This is a genomic window from Sporofaciens sp. SGI.106, assembly GCF_050314255.1.
Taxonomy (GTDB): Bacteria; Bacillota; Clostridia; order Lachnospirales; family Lachnospiraceae; genus Claveliimonas.
This window is the reverse complement of record NZ_JBNPMZ010000020.1, coordinates 30,797-54,028: the sequence shown is the minus strand read 5'-3', so window position 1 is coordinate 54,028 and position 23,232 is coordinate 30,797. Positions and strand designations below refer to the sequence as shown.

At 42.7% G+C, this 23,232-nt stretch carries 15 protein-coding genes, 8 tRNA genes and 2 pseudogenes; 24 read left to right on the top strand and 1 reads right to left on the bottom strand.

The window, feature by feature from the left end:
* Positions 1 to 79 precede the first annotated feature (79 nt).
* The 7 genes and pseudogenes from ACQRCC_RS12855 to ACQRCC_RS12825 form a co-directional block, all read left to right on the top strand.
* A tRNA-Asn gene (locus ACQRCC_RS12855) sits at positions 80 to 151 on the top strand.
* A gap of 129 nt (positions 152 to 280) precedes the next feature.
* A complete protein-coding gene (locus ACQRCC_RS12850; RefSeq protein ID WP_427851167.1) occupies positions 281 to 2,065 on the top strand; it encodes an MATE family efflux transporter in 1,785 nt (594 codons plus the stop codon).
* 74 nt (positions 2,066 to 2,139) lie between these two features.
* Complete coding sequence (locus ACQRCC_RS12845; RefSeq protein WP_427851166.1) at positions 2,140 to 4,023, top strand: metallophosphoesterase family protein; 1,884 nt, start codon at positions 2,140 to 2,142, stop codon at positions 4,021 to 4,023.
* A 24-nt stretch (positions 4,024 to 4,047) separates the two neighbouring features.
* Positions 4,048 to 5,811: an MATE family efflux transporter gene (locus ACQRCC_RS12840; RefSeq protein ID WP_427851165.1), complete on the top strand. Its 1,764-nt coding sequence runs from the start codon at positions 4,048 to 4,050 to the stop codon at positions 5,809 to 5,811.
* A 225-nt stretch (positions 5,812 to 6,036) separates the two neighbouring features.
* Entirely contained in the window at positions 6,037 to 7,290 is a 1,254-nt protein-coding gene (locus tag ACQRCC_RS12835) for a CynX/NimT family MFS transporter (protein WP_427851164.1), read from the top strand.
* A gap of 12 nt (positions 7,291 to 7,302) precedes the next feature.
* Positions 7,303 to 7,785 (top strand): annotated as a pseudogene (locus tag ACQRCC_RS12830) (butyrate kinase); the annotation flags it as partial.
* Positions 7,776 to 8,486 (top strand): annotated as a pseudogene (locus ACQRCC_RS12825) (phosphate acyltransferase); the annotation flags it as partial. The pseudogenes ACQRCC_RS12830 and ACQRCC_RS12825, both read left to right, overlap by 10 nt.
* Here the strand turns inward: ACQRCC_RS12825 and ACQRCC_RS12820 are convergent.
* The gene (locus ACQRCC_RS12820; RefSeq protein ID WP_427851163.1) at positions 8,443 to 9,078 is read right to left on the bottom strand and encodes a 4'-phosphopantetheinyl transferase family protein; all 636 of its coding nucleotides are present in this window, start codon (positions 9,076 to 9,078) and stop codon (positions 8,443 to 8,445) included. The pseudogene ACQRCC_RS12825 and the gene ACQRCC_RS12820 sit on opposite strands and share 44 nt — an antisense overlap.
* 113 nt (positions 9,079 to 9,191) lie before the next feature.
* Between ACQRCC_RS12820 and ACQRCC_RS12815 the strand changes: the two genes are divergently transcribed.
* From ACQRCC_RS12815 to ACQRCC_RS12735, 17 genes are all read left to right on the top strand, one after another.
* Positions 9,192 to 9,989, top strand: coding sequence for an alpha/beta fold hydrolase (locus ACQRCC_RS12815; protein WP_427851162.1), 798 nt, complete (start codon positions 9,192 to 9,194; stop codon positions 9,987 to 9,989).
* Between the two features lie 135 nt (positions 9,990 to 10,124).
* Positions 10,125 to 11,954 carry a fructose-1,6-bisphosphatase gene (locus ACQRCC_RS12810; RefSeq protein WP_427851170.1) on the top strand — a complete coding sequence of 610 codons (1,830 nt, stop codon included), beginning with the start codon at positions 10,125 to 10,127 and terminating at the stop codon, positions 11,952 to 11,954.
* 180 nt (positions 11,955 to 12,134) lie between these two features.
* Positions 12,135 to 13,562, top strand: coding sequence for a sodium:proton antiporter (locus ACQRCC_RS12805; RefSeq protein WP_427851169.1), 1,428 nt, complete (start codon positions 12,135 to 12,137; stop codon positions 13,560 to 13,562).
* Between the two features lie 12 nt (positions 13,563 to 13,574).
* Positions 13,575 to 14,612: an AAA family ATPase gene (locus ACQRCC_RS12800; RefSeq protein ID WP_427851161.1), complete on the top strand. Its 1,038-nt coding sequence runs from the start codon at positions 13,575 to 13,577 to the stop codon at positions 14,610 to 14,612.
* Positions 14,613 to 14,769: 157 nt separating this feature from the next.
* Positions 14,770 to 14,841, top strand: a tRNA-Glu gene (locus ACQRCC_RS12795).
* Positions 14,842 to 14,945: 104 nt separating this feature from the next.
* Positions 14,946 to 15,018: transfer RNA gene (locus ACQRCC_RS12790), tRNA-Thr, on the top strand.
* 27 nt (positions 15,019 to 15,045) lie between these two features.
* Positions 15,046 to 15,119: transfer RNA gene (locus tag ACQRCC_RS12785), tRNA-Ile, on the top strand.
* Positions 15,120 to 15,132: 13 nt separating this feature from the next.
* Positions 15,133 to 15,206 (top strand) — tRNA-Asp (locus tag ACQRCC_RS12780).
* A gap of 5 nt (positions 15,207 to 15,211) precedes the next feature.
* Positions 15,212 to 15,284 (top strand) — tRNA-Val (locus ACQRCC_RS12775).
* 57 nt (positions 15,285 to 15,341) lie between these two features.
* Positions 15,342 to 15,428, top strand: a tRNA-Leu gene (locus ACQRCC_RS12770).
* A gap of 67 nt (positions 15,429 to 15,495) precedes the next feature.
* Positions 15,496 to 16,449 (top strand): ketopantoate reductase family protein, encoded by a 954-nt coding sequence (locus ACQRCC_RS12765; RefSeq protein WP_427851160.1) that lies wholly within the window; start codon positions 15,496 to 15,498, stop codon positions 16,447 to 16,449.
* A gap of 11 nt (positions 16,450 to 16,460) precedes the next feature.
* Positions 16,461 to 18,275, top strand: a complete 1,815-nt coding sequence (locus tag ACQRCC_RS12760; RefSeq protein ID WP_427851159.1) for a sensor histidine kinase — start codon at positions 16,461 to 16,463, stop codon at positions 18,273 to 18,275.
* On the top strand, positions 18,272 to 19,108 hold the full coding sequence (locus ACQRCC_RS12755; protein ID WP_427851158.1) for a response regulator: 837 nt from the start codon (positions 18,272 to 18,274) through the stop codon (positions 19,106 to 19,108). The genes ACQRCC_RS12760 and ACQRCC_RS12755 overlap by 4 nt, the downstream gene beginning before the upstream one ends.
* A gap of 16 nt (positions 19,109 to 19,124) precedes the next feature.
* The gene (locus tag ACQRCC_RS12750; RefSeq protein WP_427851157.1) at positions 19,125 to 20,834 is read left to right on the top strand and encodes an ABC-ATPase domain-containing protein; all 1,710 of its coding nucleotides are present in this window, start codon (positions 19,125 to 19,127) and stop codon (positions 20,832 to 20,834) included.
* Positions 20,835 to 20,921: 87 nt separating this feature from the next.
* Positions 20,922 to 20,995: transfer RNA gene (locus tag ACQRCC_RS12745), tRNA-Arg, on the top strand.
* Between the two features lie 120 nt (positions 20,996 to 21,115).
* Positions 21,116 to 22,132 (top strand): alpha-hydroxy-acid oxidizing protein, encoded by a 1,017-nt coding sequence (locus ACQRCC_RS12740; RefSeq protein ID WP_427851156.1) that lies wholly within the window; start codon positions 21,116 to 21,118, stop codon positions 22,130 to 22,132.
* A 165-nt stretch (positions 22,133 to 22,297) separates the two neighbouring features.
* On the top strand, positions 22,298 to 23,227 hold the full coding sequence (locus ACQRCC_RS12735) for a substrate-binding domain-containing protein (protein WP_427851155.1): 930 nt from the start codon (positions 22,298 to 22,300) through the stop codon (positions 23,225 to 23,227).
* The last annotated feature ends 5 nt before the right edge of the window (positions 23,228 to 23,232 follow it).

Genomic DNA, 23,232 nt, shown 5'->3' with positions numbered 1-23,232 from the left:
AATTTTGAAGGTACATTGAAAAATCTTAAAAAAATCCTTGCAAAAGAGCTTGTAAAGGACTATAATTAAATAGTGATATTCCTCGATAGCTCAATGGTAGAGCACACGGCTGTTAACCGTGGGGTTGTTGGTTCGAGCCCAACTCGGGGAGCTTGAAGACCTGTAGAAGATAAGCTTTTACAGGTTTTTTGTTGTTTGAATTTGCTCTTGCGAAAAATTGACTTGTCTTCAATTCTGTGAGAAAATAACTCCATAAAAAAGGATTAATAAGGTGGAAGTTATGGAAAAGAAAAAAAGAGATAACTTTGTTATCCATAAGGTGTTTATAAATTCACTAGGTGTTTTTATGGCAGTTGAGATTGCAAACTCGCTGTCTAAGACGATTGACGGTATGATCACTGGACATTTTCTCGGAACGCTGGAGCTGGCTGCCAGTGGTCTTGCAAGTCCCTACTTTAGTATAGTTGGTATTCTGTCAGGCATTCTCTCTGTGGGAATGCAGTCAGTTTGCTCAAAAAGTATGGGGGAAGGAGACATGGAAGAGACCAACAGACAGTTTTCAACTGTAGCGCTCATAGCGTTTCTTACGTCTATAGTGGTGACTATTCTTGGAATTGTGTTTGTTGAACCCATTTGTGCAGGGCTTGGAGCAAGTGGGAAAGATGCCAATTTATTGCCATATACCAAAGAGTATCTTGTAGCTTTATTCCTAGGAACTCCTGCATTGATAGGCTTCTCGCTTTTGTCTCCGATTATGCAGCTGGATAGTGATGGAAAGCGGGTAAAGTATGCTGCAACAGGGCTGGCAATTGGAAATATAGCAGGTGATCTGATAAATGTATACATATTTCATGCAGGAATGATGGGAATGGGATTAGCAACCTCGTTTTCCATGGTAGTCGGTTTTGTGATACTGTTGCTTCATTTCCGAAGAAAGGATGCCTTGTTTAGATTTTCACTTCGTAATATACGGGTGAAGGATATCGTACCTGTCTTCGGAATAGGGTTGCCACGTGCTGCAAGACGTGTGTGCAATACACTGCGACCAATCCTCCTGAATCGTCATATCCTGTATATAGGTGGTAAAGTGGCCATGTCTGCCTATTCTGTTCAGAAAAGCGTGGAGGGTTTGGCTTTGATTGCGGCATATGGTGTCTCTGAGGCTGTTTTTCTTATAAGTGGAATTTATTATGGGGAGCAGGACAGGAAGGCGATTAGCAAATTATTTCATGAGGTAGTTAAATATGGTCTTATGATATCGGCAGGGATTGGAGCTACTATTTTTCTGCTGGCACCCTGGTTGGCAGAGGTGTATACAAGAGATTCGGCACAGACGCAGGGGCTGGCAGTTATTGCGCTTCAGTTATTTGCATTAAGTATTCCGTTTACAACAATGAATGAATCATTTGCAGCTTATATACAGATGCTTCGTAAGAAGACAAGCTCAATGGTTTATCTTATATTGCAGAAGCTGGCTGTTCCGTTGGCTGTGTGTTATCTTTTCACTATGACTATGGGCACATATGGAGTATTTATGATCATCACAGCTGCAGAGATGTTCATGTTCTTCGTTGCAGTTCTGATGGTATGGAAAGAAAACAGAAGATTCCCTACGAAGATTGATGATTTCATGATTTTGCCGGATGACTTTGGAACTTCTGAAGAAAATGCAATTGAGATATCAGTGCAGAGTATGGAGCAGGTGATCGGTCTGTCTATTCAAGTGGAAGATTTCTGCAAAAATCATGGTGTGAATAACAGAAAAAGCTGTTTCCTATCTCTTTTTGTGGAGGAGATGGCAGGAAATGTTGTGGAACATGGATTTAATGACGGAAAAAAACATGGTTTAGATATCCGTGTTTTGATTGAAGAGGAATCATTAATTCTGCGGATGAGGGATGACTGCCGTCCGTTTGATATAAAAAAGAAGCTGAAGGAAATGGATACGGAAGACATCTGTAAAGGAGCTGGTATTCGGATCGTTTTGGGACTTGCGGATCAGGTGTCCTATGTAAATGCATTGAGAACCAATAATCTGTTTGTTGTTTTATCAAGGGCTGATTGATAAAATGCGCTTCTTATGATACTATTTTTTATTGGATAAAGTACTTGACGATAACAGGAAAGAAGGGAAGACGTATGAATATTTTACACATTTCGGATGTACATTTTGGAAGAGATTATAAGCGTTATAATCTTAATGAGCCTTTAGTTGACCGTTATAAAATTTTGGATGGCATGATTGAGACCCTGAAATCACTTCCGAAAGAATTACGTCCAGAACACATTATTTTTACAGGTGATGTTGCGTGGCATGGTCTGGTGGATGAATTTGAAGAGGCAGCTGTATGGTTTAAAAAGTTGCTTGATGAAATGGGGATGACAGGGAAAGATATCACATTTATTGTGGGAAATCATGATGTGGACTGGAATCAGGGCAGAAAAAAACACGATATGACGAATGACTCTATTGAAGTGATCGATGAATTGTACAGATACAGGAATGTGCAGTATATCGATGCTACATTGGATAACTATAATCAATTCTGCAGTATATTGGGGGTAGAACCCTTTATGTATCCGGTGGATGACAGGATGAAATACAGTTATTCTGTTGGATATAAGGATATTACATCGGAGACAGGAGAGGTTATCAGGCTTCTCGCGTTCAATACGGCTTCCCTGACAGGTTATCCGCAGATAGCGGATGATAAATGTTTTTTAGGAATTCCGCAGATACGGTCCATGTACAAGTATAATATTATTCCAAAAGCAAAAGGTGTGGATTACACCATTGGTATGTTCCATCATGCTCCAAGATTTCTTCATTCAAACGAAACGAATACATATTCAGACAGACCGGCTACATTGTTGGCACTGCAGTATTGTACGAATCTGTTGCTGTATGGACATACGGAGAGCATGGGATATCCTACGATGACGAAACAAAGCGGCGGCGGTACACTGATGCCGGGTGGAGCGCTTTATTATAATGATATACACAAGCATACATTTAATCTGATATATATCAATGCAAAGAAGAAATCTGTTGGTTTAATGCCATACCAGTATGATGGCCATTGGCAGGAATTTGATTATATCAGTCCTAAACTTGCAAGAGAAACGGTTCCCGCAATTGTTTTCTCAGAGGAAAAATATGAAGATTGCTGCCTTGTGATGACAGCAGGCAAGCTGAAAAAGAAGATAAGGCTCCCGCATTTTCATAAATTGCAGGATGAGGGAAAGATTAACGAATATAATAACAAAAATCATATTCAGAGAATTTTTGATATTACAATAAAGAAAGATGATACTGAAGTAATTCTGGATATAAAAATTGCATCACATAAACGTAACAGAGTAGAATCGATGATGGAAGGTAAGATTCTGGCAGAATTTTATAACCGGATACAGGATAAGGAAGACTTTAAATTTTCGGTTCTGGACAGTTGCGGCAACAGTATTGTTGAGGGAAAGAAATTTGTTTATACAACACAGGAAGAGTATTTTGATTATGAATTCCTGAATCGTTTGAGTGTTTTCCAGAATTACTTTCATGCAAATTTCTATGTGGATCATTACTGTGATGAATCCGAACAGGTTATTATGGAAATGCTGGATGAAATCATCAGGAATGGATACAGCGACAGAGTAGAAGTAGACGGAAAGGTATGTGCTAAGTTTACTTCCGCAGAGGAGCTTGAAAATGCAATTACCCAGGCGAAGGAAACCGGTTATGTCGAGTTACACGCAAAGGCAAGTCCGGTCATTGAACTGTTTGGCGCCAGAATTTATCTGGGGGATTGTCAGATTCTGGTAAAATCAGTGAAGGCAGACGCTGATAATTTCAAAAAGAAGCTGGATTGTTATAACGAAGGAGATATCTATATCCATAACTTTAGAATTGAAGATGAGAGCGAAGTGTATCTGGTAGCGGATGAAGAAAAATTTATTAAGAAAAATCTGAGATATAAAGAGCCACAAAAGCTGGATGTAGAGCAGATTCCAATTCGGGTTGAATAATTTAGTTGAAAGAGAAAGATAGCAGTGAAAAAGATAACAGAAAATAAGCGGGGAAGCAATCCCCTCATTTCAAAAATGATTTTGCAGATTGCATTTGGCCTGGTCATGATGGAACTGGCGGGTGCGATAACATATATGATAGATGGAGTCATAATCGGGAAATATCTGGGAGATATTGCTCTTGCGGCAAATGGAATCGCCGGTCCCATATTTACGATCCTTACTATTTTTTCCGGAGTGCTGGCATCAGGCTATCAGAGTACCGGCGGAAAGCAGCTTGGGAAAGGAATGGTAGAAGAAGCACGAAAAAACTGGTATATGACGATGATGACAGCATTAGTCATCTCGGTTATTGCAACCGCAATTGGTCTTCTGTTTCCGGATGAGATTGCAGCCTTACTCGGAGCACCAAGAACAGATCAGGAGCTGCATGCAAAAGCTGCAGGTTATATTTTCGGTTTTATGACAGGTGCAGTCCCATACATTTTTGCTGCAATACTGGTACCAATTGTGCAGTTGAACGGAGAAAATTCAAAAATAACAATTTCCATAGTGGCAATGACAATAGCGGATATTGCGGGCGATCTTTTGAATGTATTTGTATTTAAAGGCGGAATGATGGGAATGGGAATCGCAACGGCATTCAGCTATTACGTAGCTGCACTCATTCTGCTGTCATCTCTGCTGAAAAAGAATGCGCTGATAAATATTGGCTGGTGCAGAGTGGATATCCGCACTTTATTTGAAAATATTTATCAGGGACTTCCGAAAGCAACAAAAAGAGTGTGTAATACTATTCGTCCTGTTATTATTAATCGTATGATCATAGCTGCTGCCGGCAGTGCGGCCATGGTTGCGATGTCGGTGGAGATTAATACCAGGTATGTTGTAGAAAGTGTGGGAGTCGGAATTGCTGGCGCAGCGCTGCTCCTTACGGGAATTTTTGTAGGAGAAATGGATAAAAATTCGGCTGAAAGGATGAAGAAAGTATGTTTTAAATATATCTGCGTCGGAGTGGCAGGTCTGGCGGTGTTGTATTATTTTGCGGCACCATACATAACGGCAGCATATGTGAAGACAGATTCAGCATCTTATGCAATGGCAGTCATGGTATTGCGGGCACATGCTGTGAGCTTACCGTTTTTAGCTTATAATGAATTTTATCTGTCTTATTTCCAGGGATTGGGAAAGGTTACAATTACGCATGTGCTGAATGTGGTTCAGCGAATGGTGTATATCATATTCCTGAGTTGGCTGTTCTCCATATTCTGGGGAATTAAGGGCATCTGGTTTGCAATTCCTGCAACGGAAATTCTGATGGCAGTTACGGTGAAACTGATTTCAGTCTTTATGAAGGAAGATTTTGGAACAGAAAATATTCTGGATGAGATGAGTGTGCTTATTACAGAAAAAGAGCATATATCAGGATTACTGGAAAAAGTAGATGAATTTCTTTATCGAAACCATATACAGGAAAAAGAAAGTTATTATACTCATTTGTTTTTTGAAGAATTATCCACGACAATCGTAGAAAATGGTATTTTAGAGCATCGTTTTGGGAAGAGAAGGCGTTTCCTTGAGATGAGACTGATTAGGACGGAAGATGAGCTTACGATTCGAACCAGGGATAACTGCCTGAATATCAGTGCACAGGAAAGCCGGAAGCATTCCAATAAGGAAGACCAGGAGAAATATCTTGGTTTCAGTATGGTTTTTTCCCTTGCGAATGATATGAAATATGTGAATTCTTTGAATATAAATAATTTAATTGTGAAGTTAGCTATATGATATTGCCTGGTTAGATACCTTTTCGGTCAGTCGGCTGTTTTGCATTTTCATGCAAAATAGCTCAGAGCTGACCGTTTTCTATATCTGATTTTTTGACTTCTTTTTTCCGTATACATGCGGAAATAGAGAAGTTGAGGAAAAGACTGGAATTTTATATTCTAAGGTCAAGAAAGAAATCGCGATTTAACTCTAAAGAAAAAAGGTTACACAGAAAGGAAAAGAGATATGGAAACGAAGGTTAAGAAAGGTTATGGAAAAGGCTGGGCACTGATTCTTTATGGTTTTCTTGCATATTTTACTGCTACAGCTGTAGGTAGTGCGATGAACGCAGCATCTGGAACATTATCAGAGCTGAGAGGATGGAATGCAGCAATGCTGACAAGCTTTATCTCTCTTGGTGCAATCGCAAATGTAGTTGCCGGATTTGTTTTTGGTAAGTTATCAACAAAGGCATCCGCTAAAAAGTTAAGTATTGTTTGTGGTCTTATCTGGATCGCAGGTGTTGTTGGAATGGGCGTAACAACAAACTTATGGTTGTTTGCAGTTTGCCTGATTATTGCAAATGGTATTTCATGTGCACTTGGCTATCAGTTAGCACCGGTTCTGATTGCAAGATGGTTCCCGAAGAGAAAAGGTATCATTATGGGAATTGTAACAATGGGTATTCCGCTTTGCTCCGGTGTCGCTACAATGATGTATCAGGCTGGTTATGCAGCTATGGGTGCTCTTGGTGGTTTTGTTCCGTTTATCGCAGTCTTTGTTGTAGCATTGATTATTCTTGTAGTATTTCTTGCAGATAATCCGGCTGATAAAGGATTTGTTCCGGATAATGGAATGAAGATTGAGGGAGCAGAAGAAAAAGGAATTAATACAGAAAGTATATGGACAACTAAGAAATTACTTACAACTCCGCAGGTTTGGATTCATGGAGTTACATTAGGATTACAGCTTTTATTTGCAAGTGGATTAATGGTACAGTTGTTTCCAAGACTTCTTGAAATTGGCTTTGATCCGGGAACAGCCGGAATGATGATGCTTGCATCAGGTCTTCTTGCACTGCCGGGTTCCTATATGTGTGGTGTTCTTGATTCCAAGATTGGAGCAAGAAAAGCGGCTTATACTTCTTATGTATTTGGTATCCTTGCAATGGTTCTGAATCTTACAGGCAATACGGTATGTGTATGGCTCTCACTGGTATGCATCGGTATGGTTGTAGGTGGTGCAGCTAACTGGCCGGCATCCTTATGTATCGAGGAATTTGGAGACAGCTTTGCAAACGGATATGGAATTATTCAGCCGATGATTCAGACGGTTGGAGCAGTTGGACCGGCATTCTTTGCTATCTTCTATGGAATGACAGGAAGCTACAGAATTCCATATATCTGTGGTGCGGTGCTGATGTTAGTAGGTTTAATTGCTTTTGCACTTCTTGCAAAACCAGGATTTGTAAAGGCTGAAGAAGAGAAATGCAGAAAATAAAGGGACAGGATTATGAACACTTATAAAGTATTTACGGTAAACCCTGGTTCCACCTCTACAAAGATTGCACTGTTCGAGGGAGAGAAAAAGCTGTATTCTGCAAATGTCAGTCATGATGCTGAGATTCTGGCACAGTATAAAACACTGGGAGAGCAGCTTACATATCGAAAAGAAACTATTGAAAATCTGCTGAAGGATAACCAGGTGGATCTGGAAGGTCTGGATGCATGTGTAGGACGTGGCGGAGGTCTGCTTGCCATGGATGGAGGTACCTATGAAATTGATGAGCTGGTGCTTGAACATTCTATTAATGCAGCCAATGGAGTGATTCATCCGGCATGTCTGGTACCAAGCATTGCCAATGAATTTGCAGAAAAATATGGTGCGAAAGCCTATGTAGTAAATCCGCCGGATGTTGATGAACTTCAGGATCTGGCGCGGTTGACCGGTATCAAAGGAGTATACCGGGGCGTACATCTTCATGCATGCAGGATCCATTGTATTATGCAATGGCTATGCAGAGAGTTGGTGAGGCAGATGTTACATTTGCAGGAATCGACAATACAACAGGTGACGTGCTTTTGGCAGGTCAGATGATCATCGGCATGAAACCGGGAATCAGCACCATTTCCAGCATTGGTCTGGCTGACATTCCGGGATATGAAGGAAGTGAAGGCTCCCTTCTGGCAGTTGGTGACAGTGCAGTCTGCACGAATCCGAATGCCGAGCAGCTGGCAAGTATTGCCATCTCTGCGTGTGATACCGTGCAGGAACTTCTCGGCTGGGAGTCAAGGTGTGCCATGGTTTGTTATTCCACACTTGGCAGCGGTCAGGGAGAGCTGATTGATAAAGTGACAGATGCGTTAAAGATTGCGAATGAGCTTCGTCCGGACCTGGCGATTGACGGAGAATTCCAGCTGGATGCCGCAATCGTCCCTGCAGTTGCAGAGAAGAAAGTAAAGCGTGAAAGCAAAGTTGCCGGAAAAGCTAATGTATTGATTTGGCCGGATCTGAATGTTGGAAATACAGCAGTGAAGCTGATTCAGCAATTTGGTCATGCGAATGCATACGGACCGATGCTCCAGGGCTTTAACAGTATTGTGTGTGACTGTTCCAGAGGAGCACCGGTATCTGAGATTAAAGGAAATGTCGTTATCTCAGCGGTTCGTGCAGCTGAGAGCAAGAAACGAGCTTAATGGGCTCTCCGTTATCTTCATAGCAGACGGACAGAATCTGTCCATGTGACAATTGCGTCTGATAGCATGAGACGGTGGAGTCTGAACAAATGACGGAGAAAAGGTCTCCGCTATTTGTAAAGGAGAATGAAAAGTTGGTCAGATCGGTGTCAACGCCGATTCCTGATTTCTTTACATATGCTTCTTTCAGCGTCCAGAGGCGATAGAACCATTCCTCTCTTTCGGAAATGGAAGTGCTTTTGGATTGAAGGAAGCATTTTTCCTTTTCAGACAAAGCACGGTTGATTAAAACCTCCGGAAAATAGCCGGGATTTTCGGCATCAATACCAATAGGGCTGTTGTGGAATGCGCATGAGACCAGCTGATTGCAGTGGGTGATGTTGAAACAGATTTCCGGATGTCCCGGAAGATAAGGTTTTCCATTTACATCGTATTTTAAGGCGGCATTGATTTCCCCGCATGTCAGCGGAAGCTGAAAGAGTTCCTGTATCCCGCGGGCAAGCAACTCGCGTCCGAGTGCATGTTCCTGTTTGCTGATGGCGGGGACAGAATCAGAAAATGGTGTATAATATGAGTAGTAAATGGTGGGCATTGCCTGTTCCTCCTCTTAATGTGTGCCGGTTTGTTTTGTCTGTATTATAATACTACGTAGAGGAAAATCATAGTAGAAACGATGTTTAAAATATGAAACGGTGGTGAATCGAAATGTTTTTGGAAAGAGATTACAGAAAACTTTATTATGAAATATATGGGGAAGGTGAGCCGCTATTACTCATTCATGGCGTGATTGTTGATGCGGGGCTTTATGAGCAGGCAGCGCATATTCTGTCCCGGTATTATCAGGTGATCTGTTATGATCGGAGAGGGTATTCCCGGAGCAAATCAGAGAATATGAAGGAATTCCATATGGAGGATCAGGCTGAGGATATACGGAGCCTTCTGGATGTTCTTGGTATTGAAAAAGTCAGTATTGTGGGTGCAAGTGCAGGCGCAGTGATTGGAGAGTATTTTTTGCAGAAATACCCTGACAGGATCAGACATCTGATTATGTACGAACCGGCAATGCTGGGGCATATGCTGGAGGAAGATGAAGCATTTCGAAAATGGGCAGAAGAGATAGGGCAACTGATTGAAAAGAGAAAATACAATACAGCGTTGCTTCGTTTTTCTGAACATATTGGTTCACCGGATCCGAGAAGTCCGAAGAAACCGGAAGAGGTATCATTCCGGGAATTCAGTAATATAGAATATGCATTCACGGCGGAGATTCCGGGGATTCTTGCATATCAGCCTGATCTGGAGAAGATGTGTAAAGAGGCAGGGAAGATTACAGTAGCTGCAGGTGAGAAAAGTGGCAATACAGCATATGTGCAGGAGGCTTATCGCCTTGCTGAAATAATGGGAAAGCCTGTTGTTTTTTATCCGGGAGGGCATAACCTTCCTTATGATCTGGCTTTGGAGTTTTCAATCTGTATACTGGGAACTCTGAAACTGGCTGAATAAAGACAAAGCAAGATAATTGAAGAAGGATCATAAAAAGGAAGCGATGCCTGGTGGGCAACGCTTCCTTTTTATGGTATAGTGAAAGTAATAATAACGACAAGGAAGGTGGCAGGCGTGGAAGAAAAAAAAGTCTGGATGAAGTTTGTGAAGGAAAAATATCCTACGAAGCAGGCTTTGTGCGAAGAGATTATAAATTTAAATGCTATTATTAATCTCCCGAAGGGAACAGAACATTTTATGAGTGATCTTCATGGGGAATATGAGGCATTTATGCATATTATGAATAACTGCTCCGGTGTTATCCGGGAGAAAGTAAATATGTTGTGGGAGGATTCCCTAAGTGACAGGGAGAGGGATGAACTCTGTACGCTGATTTATTATCCCCGTGAAGTGCTGAGCAGGAAGAGGGAGCAGGGGCTTTTATCAGAGGAATGGTATCGTACAGTGCTGAATTATCTGATTGAACTTGCAAAGACACTTTCTTCCAAATATACAAGGTCGAAGGTTCGTAAAGCTATGCCGAAGGAATTTGGTTATATTATTGATGAGCTTCTGCATTTTATGCCGGATGAGGATGGCAATCAGTATAATTATCATAAGAAAATCCTGGACACCATCATCGGCATTCACAATTCGGAGGAATTTATTATTACGCTGTCAGATCTGATCAAGCGTCTGGCAGTGGATCATCTCCATATAGTGGGAGACATTTTTGACAGGGGAGACAGTGCGGATAAGATTCTGGATCTCCTGATGGAATACCATTCTCTGGATATTGAGTGGGGAAATCATGATATTCTCTGGATGGGAGCTGCCGTTGGAAGCGAAGCATGTATTGCCATGGTTGTGAGAAACAATATTAAATATCAGTGCTTCCAGATTATGGAAAACGGGTATGGAATCAGCCTTCGTCCGCTGGTGCTCTTTGCGGAGCGGGTATATAAGGAACTGCCGCCGATGGAGGCGGCACTGAAGGCAATCACGGTTATTTTCTTTAAGCTGGAAGGACAGATCATTAAGCGGCATCCGGAATATAAGATGGAATCAAGAAGACTCCTTCATAAGATCGACTATGAACACAAGACGGTTGAATGTGAGGATAAGGTTTATGAGATGGAGGACGTATATTTTCCTACCATAGATAAGGAAGATCCGTATCGGCTGACGGAAGAGGAAGAGGATGTGATGGAAGGACTCAAGTTTGCTTTCCTGAACAGCCAGAGGCTTCAGAAGCATGTGGATTTCCTGTATGAGAAGGGCAGCATGTACAAATGCTATAATGGGAACCTTTTATATCATGGATGTATTCCCCTGGATGAACAGGGAAATTTCGATGGAATCGAGCTTCACGGAAAGACATATCTTGGCAAGGCATATCTGGATTATGCCGAGAAGGTGGCACGAAGAGCTCACACGGAGAATCCAAAACAGCGGGATCTGGACTTTATGTGGTATCTGTGGTGCGGCAGGAAGTCTCCCCTTTCCGGACGAAATATGAAGACATTTGAGCGTTCTTTTATAAAAGATAAGTCTGCATGGACGGAGGAGGTAAATCCATACTATCGTCATTATTATACAGAAAAAACCTGTAATATGATTTTAAGGGAATTCGGGCTTTATTCCGACAACTGCCATATTATTAACGGGCATACCCCTGTAAAGACCGGTAAAGGCGAAGAACCGGTAAGAGGAAATGGAAAACTGATCGTCATTGATGGAGGATTAAGCAAAGCTTACCATGAGGTGACCGGAATTGCAGGTTATACACTGATCTATAGTTCCCATGGCCTTCGTATCAAGGCACATCAGCCATTTGAAAGTGTGGAGAAGGCACTGGAAAATAATGCGGATATTATTTCCACGACAACGGTGGTTGAGACGGAAAAACATCGCGTGATGGTAGGGGATACGGATGCCGGAAAAGAATTGAAGGAAGAGATTGAGTTTTTGAAGAAGCTCTTGTAAAAAAATTGCGTGTAGTGTATAGATTTTGCTAAGAAATAAAAAGAATAAATTTGTTCTCGACATTTTCCGGTGAACGTAGTATTATTAGTGGGTGTTTTTGAGAGTTGATTTAGAGACATCATAGGATGTGAAAATTAGACAGGAAGAGAGGTCTTAAAGTTGAAGAGATTATTTTGCTTTATGACAGTGCTTGTAAGCACCTTGCTGGCATGCCCACTAAATGTATTTGCAGCGGAGACGGCTGCTAAGACAGCCAAAGCATTGGTTCCTCCGCTGTGGATGTGTATTCCGTTTGCCGGTTTGTTGTTATGTATTGCGATTATGCCGCTGGTTCGTGCAGAATGGTGGGAATCACATCAGCCGGTTGTAGTTGCAATGTGGTCAGTGCTGTTTATTTTGCCTTTTGCGTTTGTCTATGGTGCAGGGCATGCGGCAGAAACAGTGTTGGAGTGTATGATTGGTGACTATCTGACATTCATTGTCCTTTTATTTGGATTATTCTGTGTGGCAGGTAATATTACCATGGAGGGAGATCTGGCTGGTTCTCCCAGAGTTAATGTGATACTTCTGACAATTGGCACCCTGCTTTCCAGTATAATCGGAACGACCGGGGCGAGTATGCTTATGGTTCGCCCGGTGATTAAGATGAATGCATGGAGAAAAAGAAGAGCCCATATAATGGTATTTTTTATTTTTCTGGTTTCCAATATCGGAGGCTGTCTTACCCCGATAGGAGATCCACCGCTTTTGATGGGATTTTCCAGAGGGGTTTCATTTTTCTGGAGTCTGCATCTCTTTCCGGTGCTGCTCTTTAATATGGTGGTATTACTGTCTGCTTTCTACTGGATTGACAGACGGTTCTATTGTAAAGATATTGCCAGAGGACGTATGCCGGATATCAGCAAGCCGGGTACAAAGATTACGATTAAAGGTCTTCACAACCTGATCTTTATTGCAATGATTGTAGCAGCCGTTATTTTAAGCGGGGTTCTTCCGGAGCTTTCCGTTTTTAAAAATGCAGAGGGCGGAGTGAAAGGAATTCACATTTTTGGAGAAGTAACGCTCGGCTTTCCGGCTTTGATTGAAATAGCCATCATTCTTCTGGCAGCATTCCTTTCTTTCCGGACAACGAATCCGGAAATCCGGAAGAAGAATCACTTTACATGGGGAGCCATTCAGGAGGTTGCTATATTGTTTATCGGTATTTTTATTACCATGCAGCCGGCTCTGATGATTCTTAAAAGTATTGGGGCAGAACTGGGGCTTACAAAGCCGGCGGAGATGTTCTGGGTGACCGGTGCACTTTCCAGTTTCCTGGATAATACACCGACTTATCTGGTATTTTTGACAACTGCCGGTGTAATGGGATTCCAGAGTGGAATTGCTACGACTCTGGGTATGATTCCGCAGAAGATGTTGCTGGCGATTTCCTGTGGAGCTGTATTTATGGGAGCGAACACCTATATAGGAAATGCCCCGAACTTCATGGTAAAATCAATATCTGATGAAAATGGTATCCGTATGCCATCCTTCTTCGGCTATCTGTTGTGGTCAGTTTCAGTGCTTGTTCCGGTATTTCTGCTGGATACACTGATATTCTTTAGATAGGAGGGATTCGAGATGGAATATAATAGAGAAACAATCCGTGCACTGGCAGAGCGGATATATGATTTGGATGCAGAAGTATATCGCAATCTTGGTTCCTCACTGGGACGTGTGTTTAGCGAAGACAGAGAAAAATGTGTACGGGAAATTGTTCATGAGATGGAAGCAAGAAACCAGGGACACGTACTTAGAAGTGAGCTGGCGCTGATCAGCAATATGGCCCGTACAATCAAGGATAGAGAAGCATGGAAGAAGGTCATGACAGAGTATGATCACATTCTGAAGGCAGTGTCGGAGCTTCCGACCAGTTTCGCAGAAGGTGATGTTTTGAACTATGAGCGTGCGGAGTTGAATACCCTCAGTCTGAAAAAGCGTTTTTCGAAGGATGACCATATGGTTATCTGTATCGGACGTACTTACGGAAGCGGAGGGAGTGAAATAGGCTTCACGCTGGCGGATGAGCTGAAAATCAATTATTACGATGTGGAAATATTCAGCGAAGTACTTCGCCGTCTTGAGGCGGAAAAGGATACAGTGCACGATAAGGGAGGATTTCCGTATATCAGAGATGAAGAAAATCGTGCGAAATACGTAGGAACGCGCCAGGCTTTTGCCAGAGACCAGAAAATTACTGTGGGACAGAGAATGAAAGACTTCAGCCGGTATCATGGATTGCCGAAAAAAGATGCGGTGTTCTTTAATCAAAGTAAACTGATCTGTGATAAGGCAAAGCAGGAGGATTTCATTGTTATGGGCCGGTGTGCAGATGTGATTCTGGCCAATAATCATATTCCGCATATCAGTATCTTTATTACAGCACCTTTTGAACAGAGAGTGCGCCGTGTTATGAGTGTAAATCAGCAGCTGACAGAAAAGCAGGTAAGGAAGATGCTGAAAACTCTGGATCGCAAGCATATCAATTATTTCCGCTTTTATACAGGACTTGAGTGGGGCAAAGCTTCAAATTACGATTTGCTGATTAACAGCGCAAGTTACGGAATCAAAGGTTCTGTCGACCTGATCCGTCGAATGATCGAAAGCGGAGAAGTATAGGGGACGGTTCTCTGTCCTGAAAATAGGACAGAGAACCGTCCCTTATCTGCCGCTCAATAAAATATAAAAAAATTAATAAAAACACTTGCAAAAGTAATAGTAATATGATAATATAAATTTCGGTCACGACAGAATGAATGTGACCGAATTATTATCTGGCTCCATGGTCAAGCGGTCAAGACATCGCCCTTTCACGGCGGTAACCCGGGTTCGATTCCCGGTGGAGTCATTTGATGTAGAAACATCATGCCGATGTGGCTCAATTCAGTGAGATTGACTACGTCAATCGAAGGCAGAGTGCTGATTACAGATCAGCCGCTTTCGAAACATCATGCCGATGTGGCTCAATTGGCAGAGCAGCTGATTTGTAATCAGCAGGTTATCGGTTCGAGTCCGATCATCGGCTTTGTCCTATCAGGGACGTAATGATTTTGGACCTTTAGCTCAGTTGGTTAGAGCAATCGGCTCATAACCGATCGGTCCTGGGTTCGAGTCCCCGAAGGTCCATTTATCATAATAAGGCCCAGTGGCTCAGTTGGTTAGAGCGCCGCCCTGTCACGGCGGAGGTCGAGAGTTCGAGTCTCTTCTGGGTCGTTTGTGGGATCTTAGCTCAGCTGGGAGAGCATCTGCCTTACAAGCAGAGGGTCACAGGTTCGAGCCCTGTAGGTCCCATTTTGTGACAGATAATCTGTTGCAGGTTTTATATTGAATCGCGAAAGCGGTGAGATTGCCGGCGTGGCGGAACTGGCAGACGCACAGGACTTAAAATCCTGCGGGACTTATACTCCCGTACCGGTTCGATTCCGGTCGCCGGCATGAATGGAAAGGCTTAATCCTTAAGGGGTTGAGTCTTTTTTAGTTTAAATGACAGGAGGAACTAACTATGTGTATAGAAGATAAAAAAATAGCAGTTGTAGGAGTTGGCGGAGTAGGTGGATATCTGGCAGGTATGCTGGTGAAGGCATTTCCGCATGTGACACTGGTTGCCCGGGGCGAAAGAGGAGAATCCATACGGGAAAAAGGACTGAACCTTCACAGTGATTTTCACGGCGAGATCATTGCCAGACCGGAAAAGACGGTTTCCTGCTCAAGGGAACTGGAGCAACAGGATTATATTTTTCTTTGTGTGAAAAATTATTCGCTGGAAGAAGCATGTATGGAGCTTGGAAATGCAGTGACGGATAAAACAGTGATCATACCGGTGATGAATGGTGCGGATCCCGGAGAACGAACAAGAGAATATCTTGGGAAAGGGACGGTTATTGATTCACTCATTTACATCGTCGCATTTGCGAATGAAGATTATTCTGTCACACAGCAGGGGAAATTCGCCAGTTTGCGAATAGGTATGAAAAATCCGGATGAAAAAGAGCGGGTAACTATAAAAGAGACATCAGAGCTTTTGAAAAAAGCAGACATTGATCATAAAGTTTCGGAAGATATTGAACGTGAAATCTGGCGCAAATATATTTTGAATTGTGCGTATAATGTAACGACGGCATATTACGACAACACGATTGGAGAACTGAGGAATAATCCGGAAAAAGCGAAAGAATACGAACAGCTTGTGGAAGAAGCGTATGAAGTAGCGGTGAAAAAGGGCGTTCATGTATTGCCGGAACATAAAGAGGCGATCATCCACAAGTTTTACCATGAACTTGCTGATAATGCGACGAGCTCGCTGCAGAGAGATGTAAAGGCGGGAAGACCAACGGAGATAGAGACATTCAGTGGTTATATCGTACGGGAGGCAAGAAGACTGGGCGTGAATGCGCCGGTTAGTGAGCGGATGTATGAAGCACTAAAGGGAGTTGCAGAACCTGTCCCTGAGGGTTAAGGGTTTAGATTATGAAAATAGAGAAAAAAAGCATATATATAGATACGATTTTACCAATAGTACTGTTTATAATGGCTTTGGTGCTATTGCTTACATCTTGCTTAAGAAGTAGACAGGCTGTTCCGGCTATGCCGCTTCACCTGACATTACAGGGAGAATATTCTACTGATGGTGAGAACTGGAAACCACTTACGGAAAATGAGCGTTTTGTGGGAGCAGGCGATGAACTGATCATAAAGGGGAATCTTGGCTTGGATATGCCGGGGGGATTTCAGCTTTATCTTCTTGCAAACCATATCTTTATGAAAGTATATGTAAAGGGACAGGAAATTTATAACGATGTTTATTTATATGAAGAGGCCATAAATGATATGTGTGGGAGCAGGTGGAACTGTGTGACCTTTCCGGAACTGTCGGCGGATGACGAAATTGAAATATACATATATAATGCACATGGAATCGACAATACGAGAGCATATCATCAGTTATTAGATAATTTGTATGCGGGTAATGAGTATACTATGGAGATTTATCTTGGAAAAAACAGCAGAATTTATCATGTGGCTGGTATTTTCTTTATAGTTGTATCACTGATTCTTATTGGAATATCGATGGGAACATTTATTATGCACATTCCGATGAAATTCCGACTGGGAGTGTTGGGAATCTCCTGTTTCCTGATGGGAGGTTATTTTATTCTGGATACTCCGGATCTGTTACTGAAAGACAGTTTGATGGTATTTAATACATATGGGATGCAGATCTGTAAAATGGGAGCAGCCTTTGGAATGCTGGTATTTCTGTATGATATGATGAAAACCCGTATGAAAAAACTGGCGGGTGTAACCTTGATTATTGTGGGAGTGGCAGATGGCCTGATTCTGCTCTTACCGTTGATGAGGAAGGCCATCATCTGTCAGCTGGAAGGAAAGTGGCTGGTTCTGCAGTTCGCAGTTTTTTGGGTTTTATGTTTCTGTTGTTGTTATGAGGAAATAAAGGGAGAGTCCGAATTTGGCAAACAATGGGTTTTCGCGGCTGGAATTGCACTCTCCATTGCCGGAATAGTAGATATTATCGGTGAATGGATCTGCTGGCAATATGCGGGTATATGTGTTAAAATTGTCTTTACGCTGGGGTTTTTTGTAAGTTTAGTGTATGGAATGGTGAAGGTTGCTTCCGGTTACCGTGCAACAATCAGAGTAAAAAGGCTGGAAAGGGAACTGGAGGATAGTCGGATTGCGATTATGATGACTCAGATTCAGCCACATTTTCTTTATAATACTTTGAATTCCATTTATTATTTGTGTAAAATTAATGCGGAAGCGGCACAGAAAGCGATTAAAGAATTTTCGGATTATCTGAGAATGAACCTGGATTCTCTGAACCGGACGGTTCCGGTTTCGTTTGAACAGGAGCTGAGCCATGTAATGACATACCTTGATTTGGAAAAATTGCGATTTGAGGATAAAATGAAGGTGGAATACCGGATTTTATATACCTCTTTTGAATTACCGGCCTTATCTCTCCAGCCAATAGTGGAAAACTCTGTAAAGCATGGTCTGTATCCCAAAGAGGAAGGCGGAACCATTACAATATCGACAGAAGAATGTGAGTCTTTCTATCAGGTGATAATTACTGATAATGGAGTAGGATTTGATCCGGATCATGTCTCGGAGGATGGAAGGGTTCATGTGGGGATTGAAAATGTACGCAAACGACTGAAACGAATGTGCCATGCTGAGCTTTTCATAGACAGCAGGCCGGGAGAAGGTACAACCGTAACAATAAATGTTCCGAGGAACAGGGAGGATGATAAGCAGAAATGATTATTTTAGCAGTTGATGATGAAAAACATGCGTTGGAAGTCCTGGAAGACGCTATAGAAGTATGTATGCCGGATGCAGAGGTCTTTGGGTTTTCCAGCGGCTCTGCCGCCCTGGAATTTGCAAAGAGCAGAGCATGTGATGTGGCATTTCTGGATATCAGATTGAGAGATATGAGTGGGCTGATGCTGGCGAAAGCGCTGAAAGACAGCTGCCCAAATACGAATATTATTTTTGTGACGGCATATTCTGAATATGCTATGGAAGCGTATACACTATATCCCAGTGGTTATCTGCTGAAGCCGGTCACGCCTGAGGGAATACGTAAAGAGTTAGATAATCTCCGGTTCCCGGTACAGGAGGAGACTGGTACGAGGATCCGTCTCAGGTGTTTTGGAAATTTTGAAGTGTTTGCGGAAAATGAACCGATTCATTTTAAAAGAAGTAAGACGAAAGAGCTGTTAGCTTATCTGACTGACCGCCAGGGGGCATGGTGTACGATGGGAGAGCTGCTTGGTGTATTATGGGAGGATAAACCGGACAGTATTTCTTTAAAAAGTAATCTGCGAAGTCTGATCCATGACCTTCGAACAACCATGGCAGAAGCAGGGGCAGAAGATGTCATATTGAAAACTCGAAATGAAATCGCGCTTTGTACGGACAAAGTGGAATGTGATTATTATGATTTTCTCTGTTGTGAACCGGGAGCAGTGAATCGATATATGGGTGAATATATGATGCAGTATTCCTGGGCAGAAATGACGACAGCGATGCTTCGAAATTCACAGATACGACAAAAAAGTCATCGAGGAAAAAAGGTCAGAAAAAAATGTTAAGAAGAGAGGGAGCAAGTTGCATACAGAAAGAGAATTAGAACAGCAGTTAATGAGTATAAATCGGAAAAGCTATCCGGCGTACAAGAGTCTGCAGGGAAGTTATCGTTTTCCGGGGTTTGTTCTGCACATTGACCACGTGCAGGGCGATCCGTTCGCGGCACCTTCCAAAGTGAGTGCGGAGGTGGATATGCGTGCGGCAGCATTTCCGGAGGAATTATTTGATAAGGCCTGTAAAAGGATTGCCCTGCAGGATTATTTAATCAGAAAATTCGGCAAAGTGATGTCTGAGTATATGTTTCAGGCGAAAGGTTCGGGAAAAAGTGGTCTTATGAGTATCAGCCGGTGTGGTCAGGAAGTGTTGGAACGTACAGCCCTTGAAATGGACAGAAAGCGTATTCTGGTTCGATTTGAGGTGGGATTCCCCGCGAATGGACGGACAATAAATGCACTGGAGCTTAAGAAAATTTTGTTTGATTTTGTGCCGGCGTGTGTGAAGAAATCCCTTTATTATAAGAGTCTGGATGCAATGGCGGTTCGGAAGGTCGTGGATCTTGCGGAGGATCAGCAGTTCATCCGTGAGGAGCTGGTGAAAAGAAATCTGGTAGCATTTGTAGCGAATGGAGCTGTGCTTCCGAGAGAGAGCGGTGTGTCTGACAGACCGATGAAGGGAGCGGTAGCATTTGAAAGTCCAAAGAGCATGGAGATAGAACTGAAACTCCCACACAGGGGTGCGTTAAAGGGAATGGGAATTCCCAGAGGTATTACTCTGATTGTGGGAGGCGGTTATCATGGAAAATCTACCCTCTTGAAGGCGCTGGAGCTGGGAGTTTACAATCATATTGCCGGTGACGGAAGAGAATACGTGATTACAGATGATACGGCCATGAAAATCCGTGCTGAGGATGGAAGAGCAGTATCCCATGTAAATATTTCTCCATTTATTAATCATCTGCCAAATGGTAAAAATACGAAAGATTTTTCTACGGAAGATGCCAGCGGCTCTACTTCCCAGGCAGCGAATGTTGTGGAGGCAGTGGAATCGGGAGCCGGAGCTCTTCTGATAGATGAGGATACATCGGCAACTAACTTCATGGTGCGGGATGCACTGATGCAGTCGGTGATTGCAAAAGAGCAGGAGCCGATTACTCCATTTATCTCCCGTGCCAGAGAACTGTATGAAAAACAGGGAGTGTCTGTGATTCTGGTTGCGGGAAGCTCAGGAGCGTATTTTTATATTGCTGACAAGATTCTGCAGATGGATACGTATCGCACTTATGATATTACGGAGCGGGTTAAGAAAATCTGCACAGACTGGGATGATGCACCGGAAGAGATGGAAGAAGGCAGCGAAAAGGTGTGGAAGAAATACAACCGTCTGCTGAAAGCAGGAAAGGTTGAGAAAAAGCATGGTCAGATTAAGACAAAGCAGTTCGGAAAAGACAGTTTTTCCATCGGAAGAGAAACGGTGGATATCAAATACGTGGAGCAGATTGCAGACAGCGAGCAGACGACGACGCTTAGCTGTGTTCTCAAAGTCATTCTGGAGCGGATGGAAGGTCAAAGGGAACAGAATCTGGATATGATGATTGAGAAGGTGTGGAAGGAGATGGAACAAACCGGGTTAAGGACACTGGTATCCGGGTCATACATTTCGTCTTCCATGGCTATGGTGAGAAAGCAGGAAATCTATGCATGTCTGAATCGATATCGAGGGTTCGAAAAATAAATAAAAAAATTTCAGATGATATCTTGACAAATGCGAAATAATACTGTATGATTAATTTCGTTGCCGATGAGATATCATCTGTAGTGTGTGGGCGTAGCTCAGCTGGATAGAGCGTTTGGCTACGGACCAAAAGGTCGGGGGTTCGAATCCTCTCGCCCACGCTTTTGAAGCACTCCAATATGGAGTGCTTTTTTCTTTTGCTTTTACGAACTTTGGTAATTGTTTTATATATAAAATGCTCGTATAATATGAAATGGAAAGATTAAAGGAGGCTGATAGCTATGAATTTTCAGGAAGTAGTAGAAAATGCAAGAGGTTGTATTGGTACATATTGTAAAGCATGTAATGAGTGTAATGGAAAAGCGTGCAGAAACCAGATTCCCGGTCCGGGAGCAAAAGGAGTAGGTGATACTGCAATCCGTAATTATGATAAATGGAAAGAAGTCCGGATTCAGATGGATACGCTTACCGAGAATAAGGCAGTGGATACTTCGTTAGAGTTATTTGGAAAAACCTTTAAATATCCGTTTTTTGCAGGCCCGGTGGGAGCAGTGAATCTGCATTACGGAGATAAATATGATGATATGGCATATAATAATATTCTTGTTTCTGCCTGTGCAGATGCGGGAATTGCAGCTTTTACAGGTGATGGAACCAATCCGGAGGTTATGAAGGCAGCGACTGCAGCAATTAAAGCAAAAGATGGAGCAGGTATTCCGACGGTAAAACCATGGAATGCAGATACGGTTCATGAGAAGATGGAACTGGTCAAGGATGCAGGTGCGTTTGCTGTTGCTATGGACGTAGATGCAGCGGGACTTCCATTTCTTAAAAATATGACGCCTCCTGCAGGAAGTAAGTCTGTAGAAGAGCTGAAAGCAATTATAGAAGATGCAGGACTTCCGTTCATCGTGAAGGGAGTTATGACCGTGAAAGGTGCTCTGAAAGCAAAGGAAGCAGGTGCTGCAGCAATTGTTGTATCCAATCACGGCGGACGTGTACTGGATCAGTGCCCGGCAACTGCAGAGGTACTTAGTCAGATTGCAGACGCAGTGGGGGATTCTGTAAAGATTCTGGTAGATGGCGGAATCCGTTCCGGTGCGGATGTCTTCAAGGCACTGGCAATGGGCGCAGATGGTGTGCTGATTGCCCGTCCGTTTGTGACAGCTGTATACGGCGGCGCAGAGGAAGGGGTACAGGCATATGTAGATAAGATTGGTGCAGAGCTTGCCGATACGATGGCAATGTGTGGCGCATACAGTCTGGATGAAATTATAAAGGATATGGTTTTAGCTTAAAAATGAATGCGAAAGGCACGAGGAAATGAATCCCCGTGTCTTTTTTTGCGGAAATAATTCTTTACATACTTTTTACATTCCCGTGATTTCAGATTTAACATTCCTCCTTTATGATGTCAACTGTGAAGAAAATAAATCAGAAACAGACAAAAAGGAGATTGAATCATGAAATTGAAAAAGTTTATTGCAGTATTAGGAGTAGTTGCTATGATGACAGGACTTCTTGCAGGATGTGGAAGCTCAGCAGAAGGTGAGACTGAGGAGGCAGGAGCTGCAACAGAGTCAACAGAGACCACTGCAGATTGGGATGCTTCTAATGATATTACCATTGTTTCCAGAGAAGATGGATCAGGAACAAGAGGAGCATTTATCGAACTGTTTGGTATTGAAGAGAAGGTAAATGATGAGAAAGTAGATATGACAACTGAGGAAGCTCAGATTACCAACAGCACTTCTGTAATGATGACAACAGTAGCCGGAGATGATTATGCGATTGGATACGTGTCACTTGGCTCTCTGGATGACAGTGTAAAGGCAGTAAAGATTGATGGAGCTGAAGCAACAGCAGACAATGTAAAAAGCGGTGACTATAAGGTATCCAGACCTTTCAATATTGCAACAAAGGAAGGATCTGAAAGTGAACTGGCAAAAGACTTTATTGCATTTATCTTAAGTACAGAAGGACAGGCAGTAGTTGCAGAAAATCACTATATCGCTATGGATGATACAGAGGCTTATGCAGGAACAGCTCCGGAAGGCAAGATCGTCGTAGGTGGATCTTCTTCTGTATCACCGGTAATGGAGAAACTGATCGAGGCATATAAGAAAGTAAATCCGAATGCTGAGGTGGAACTGCAGACTACAGACTCTACAACAGGTATGGAATCTGCAATCAGCGGTAACTATGATATCGGTATGGCATCCCGTGAGCTGAAGGATACAGAGCTTGCAGAAGGACTTGTAGCACAGGTAATCGCAACAGATGGTATTGCAGTGATTGTGAACAATAACAGTACAGTAGACGAACTGTCAAGCGAGCAGGTAAAGACAATTTACACAGGCGAGGCTACAACCTGGGAGGATGTGCTTCAGTAGGAGAG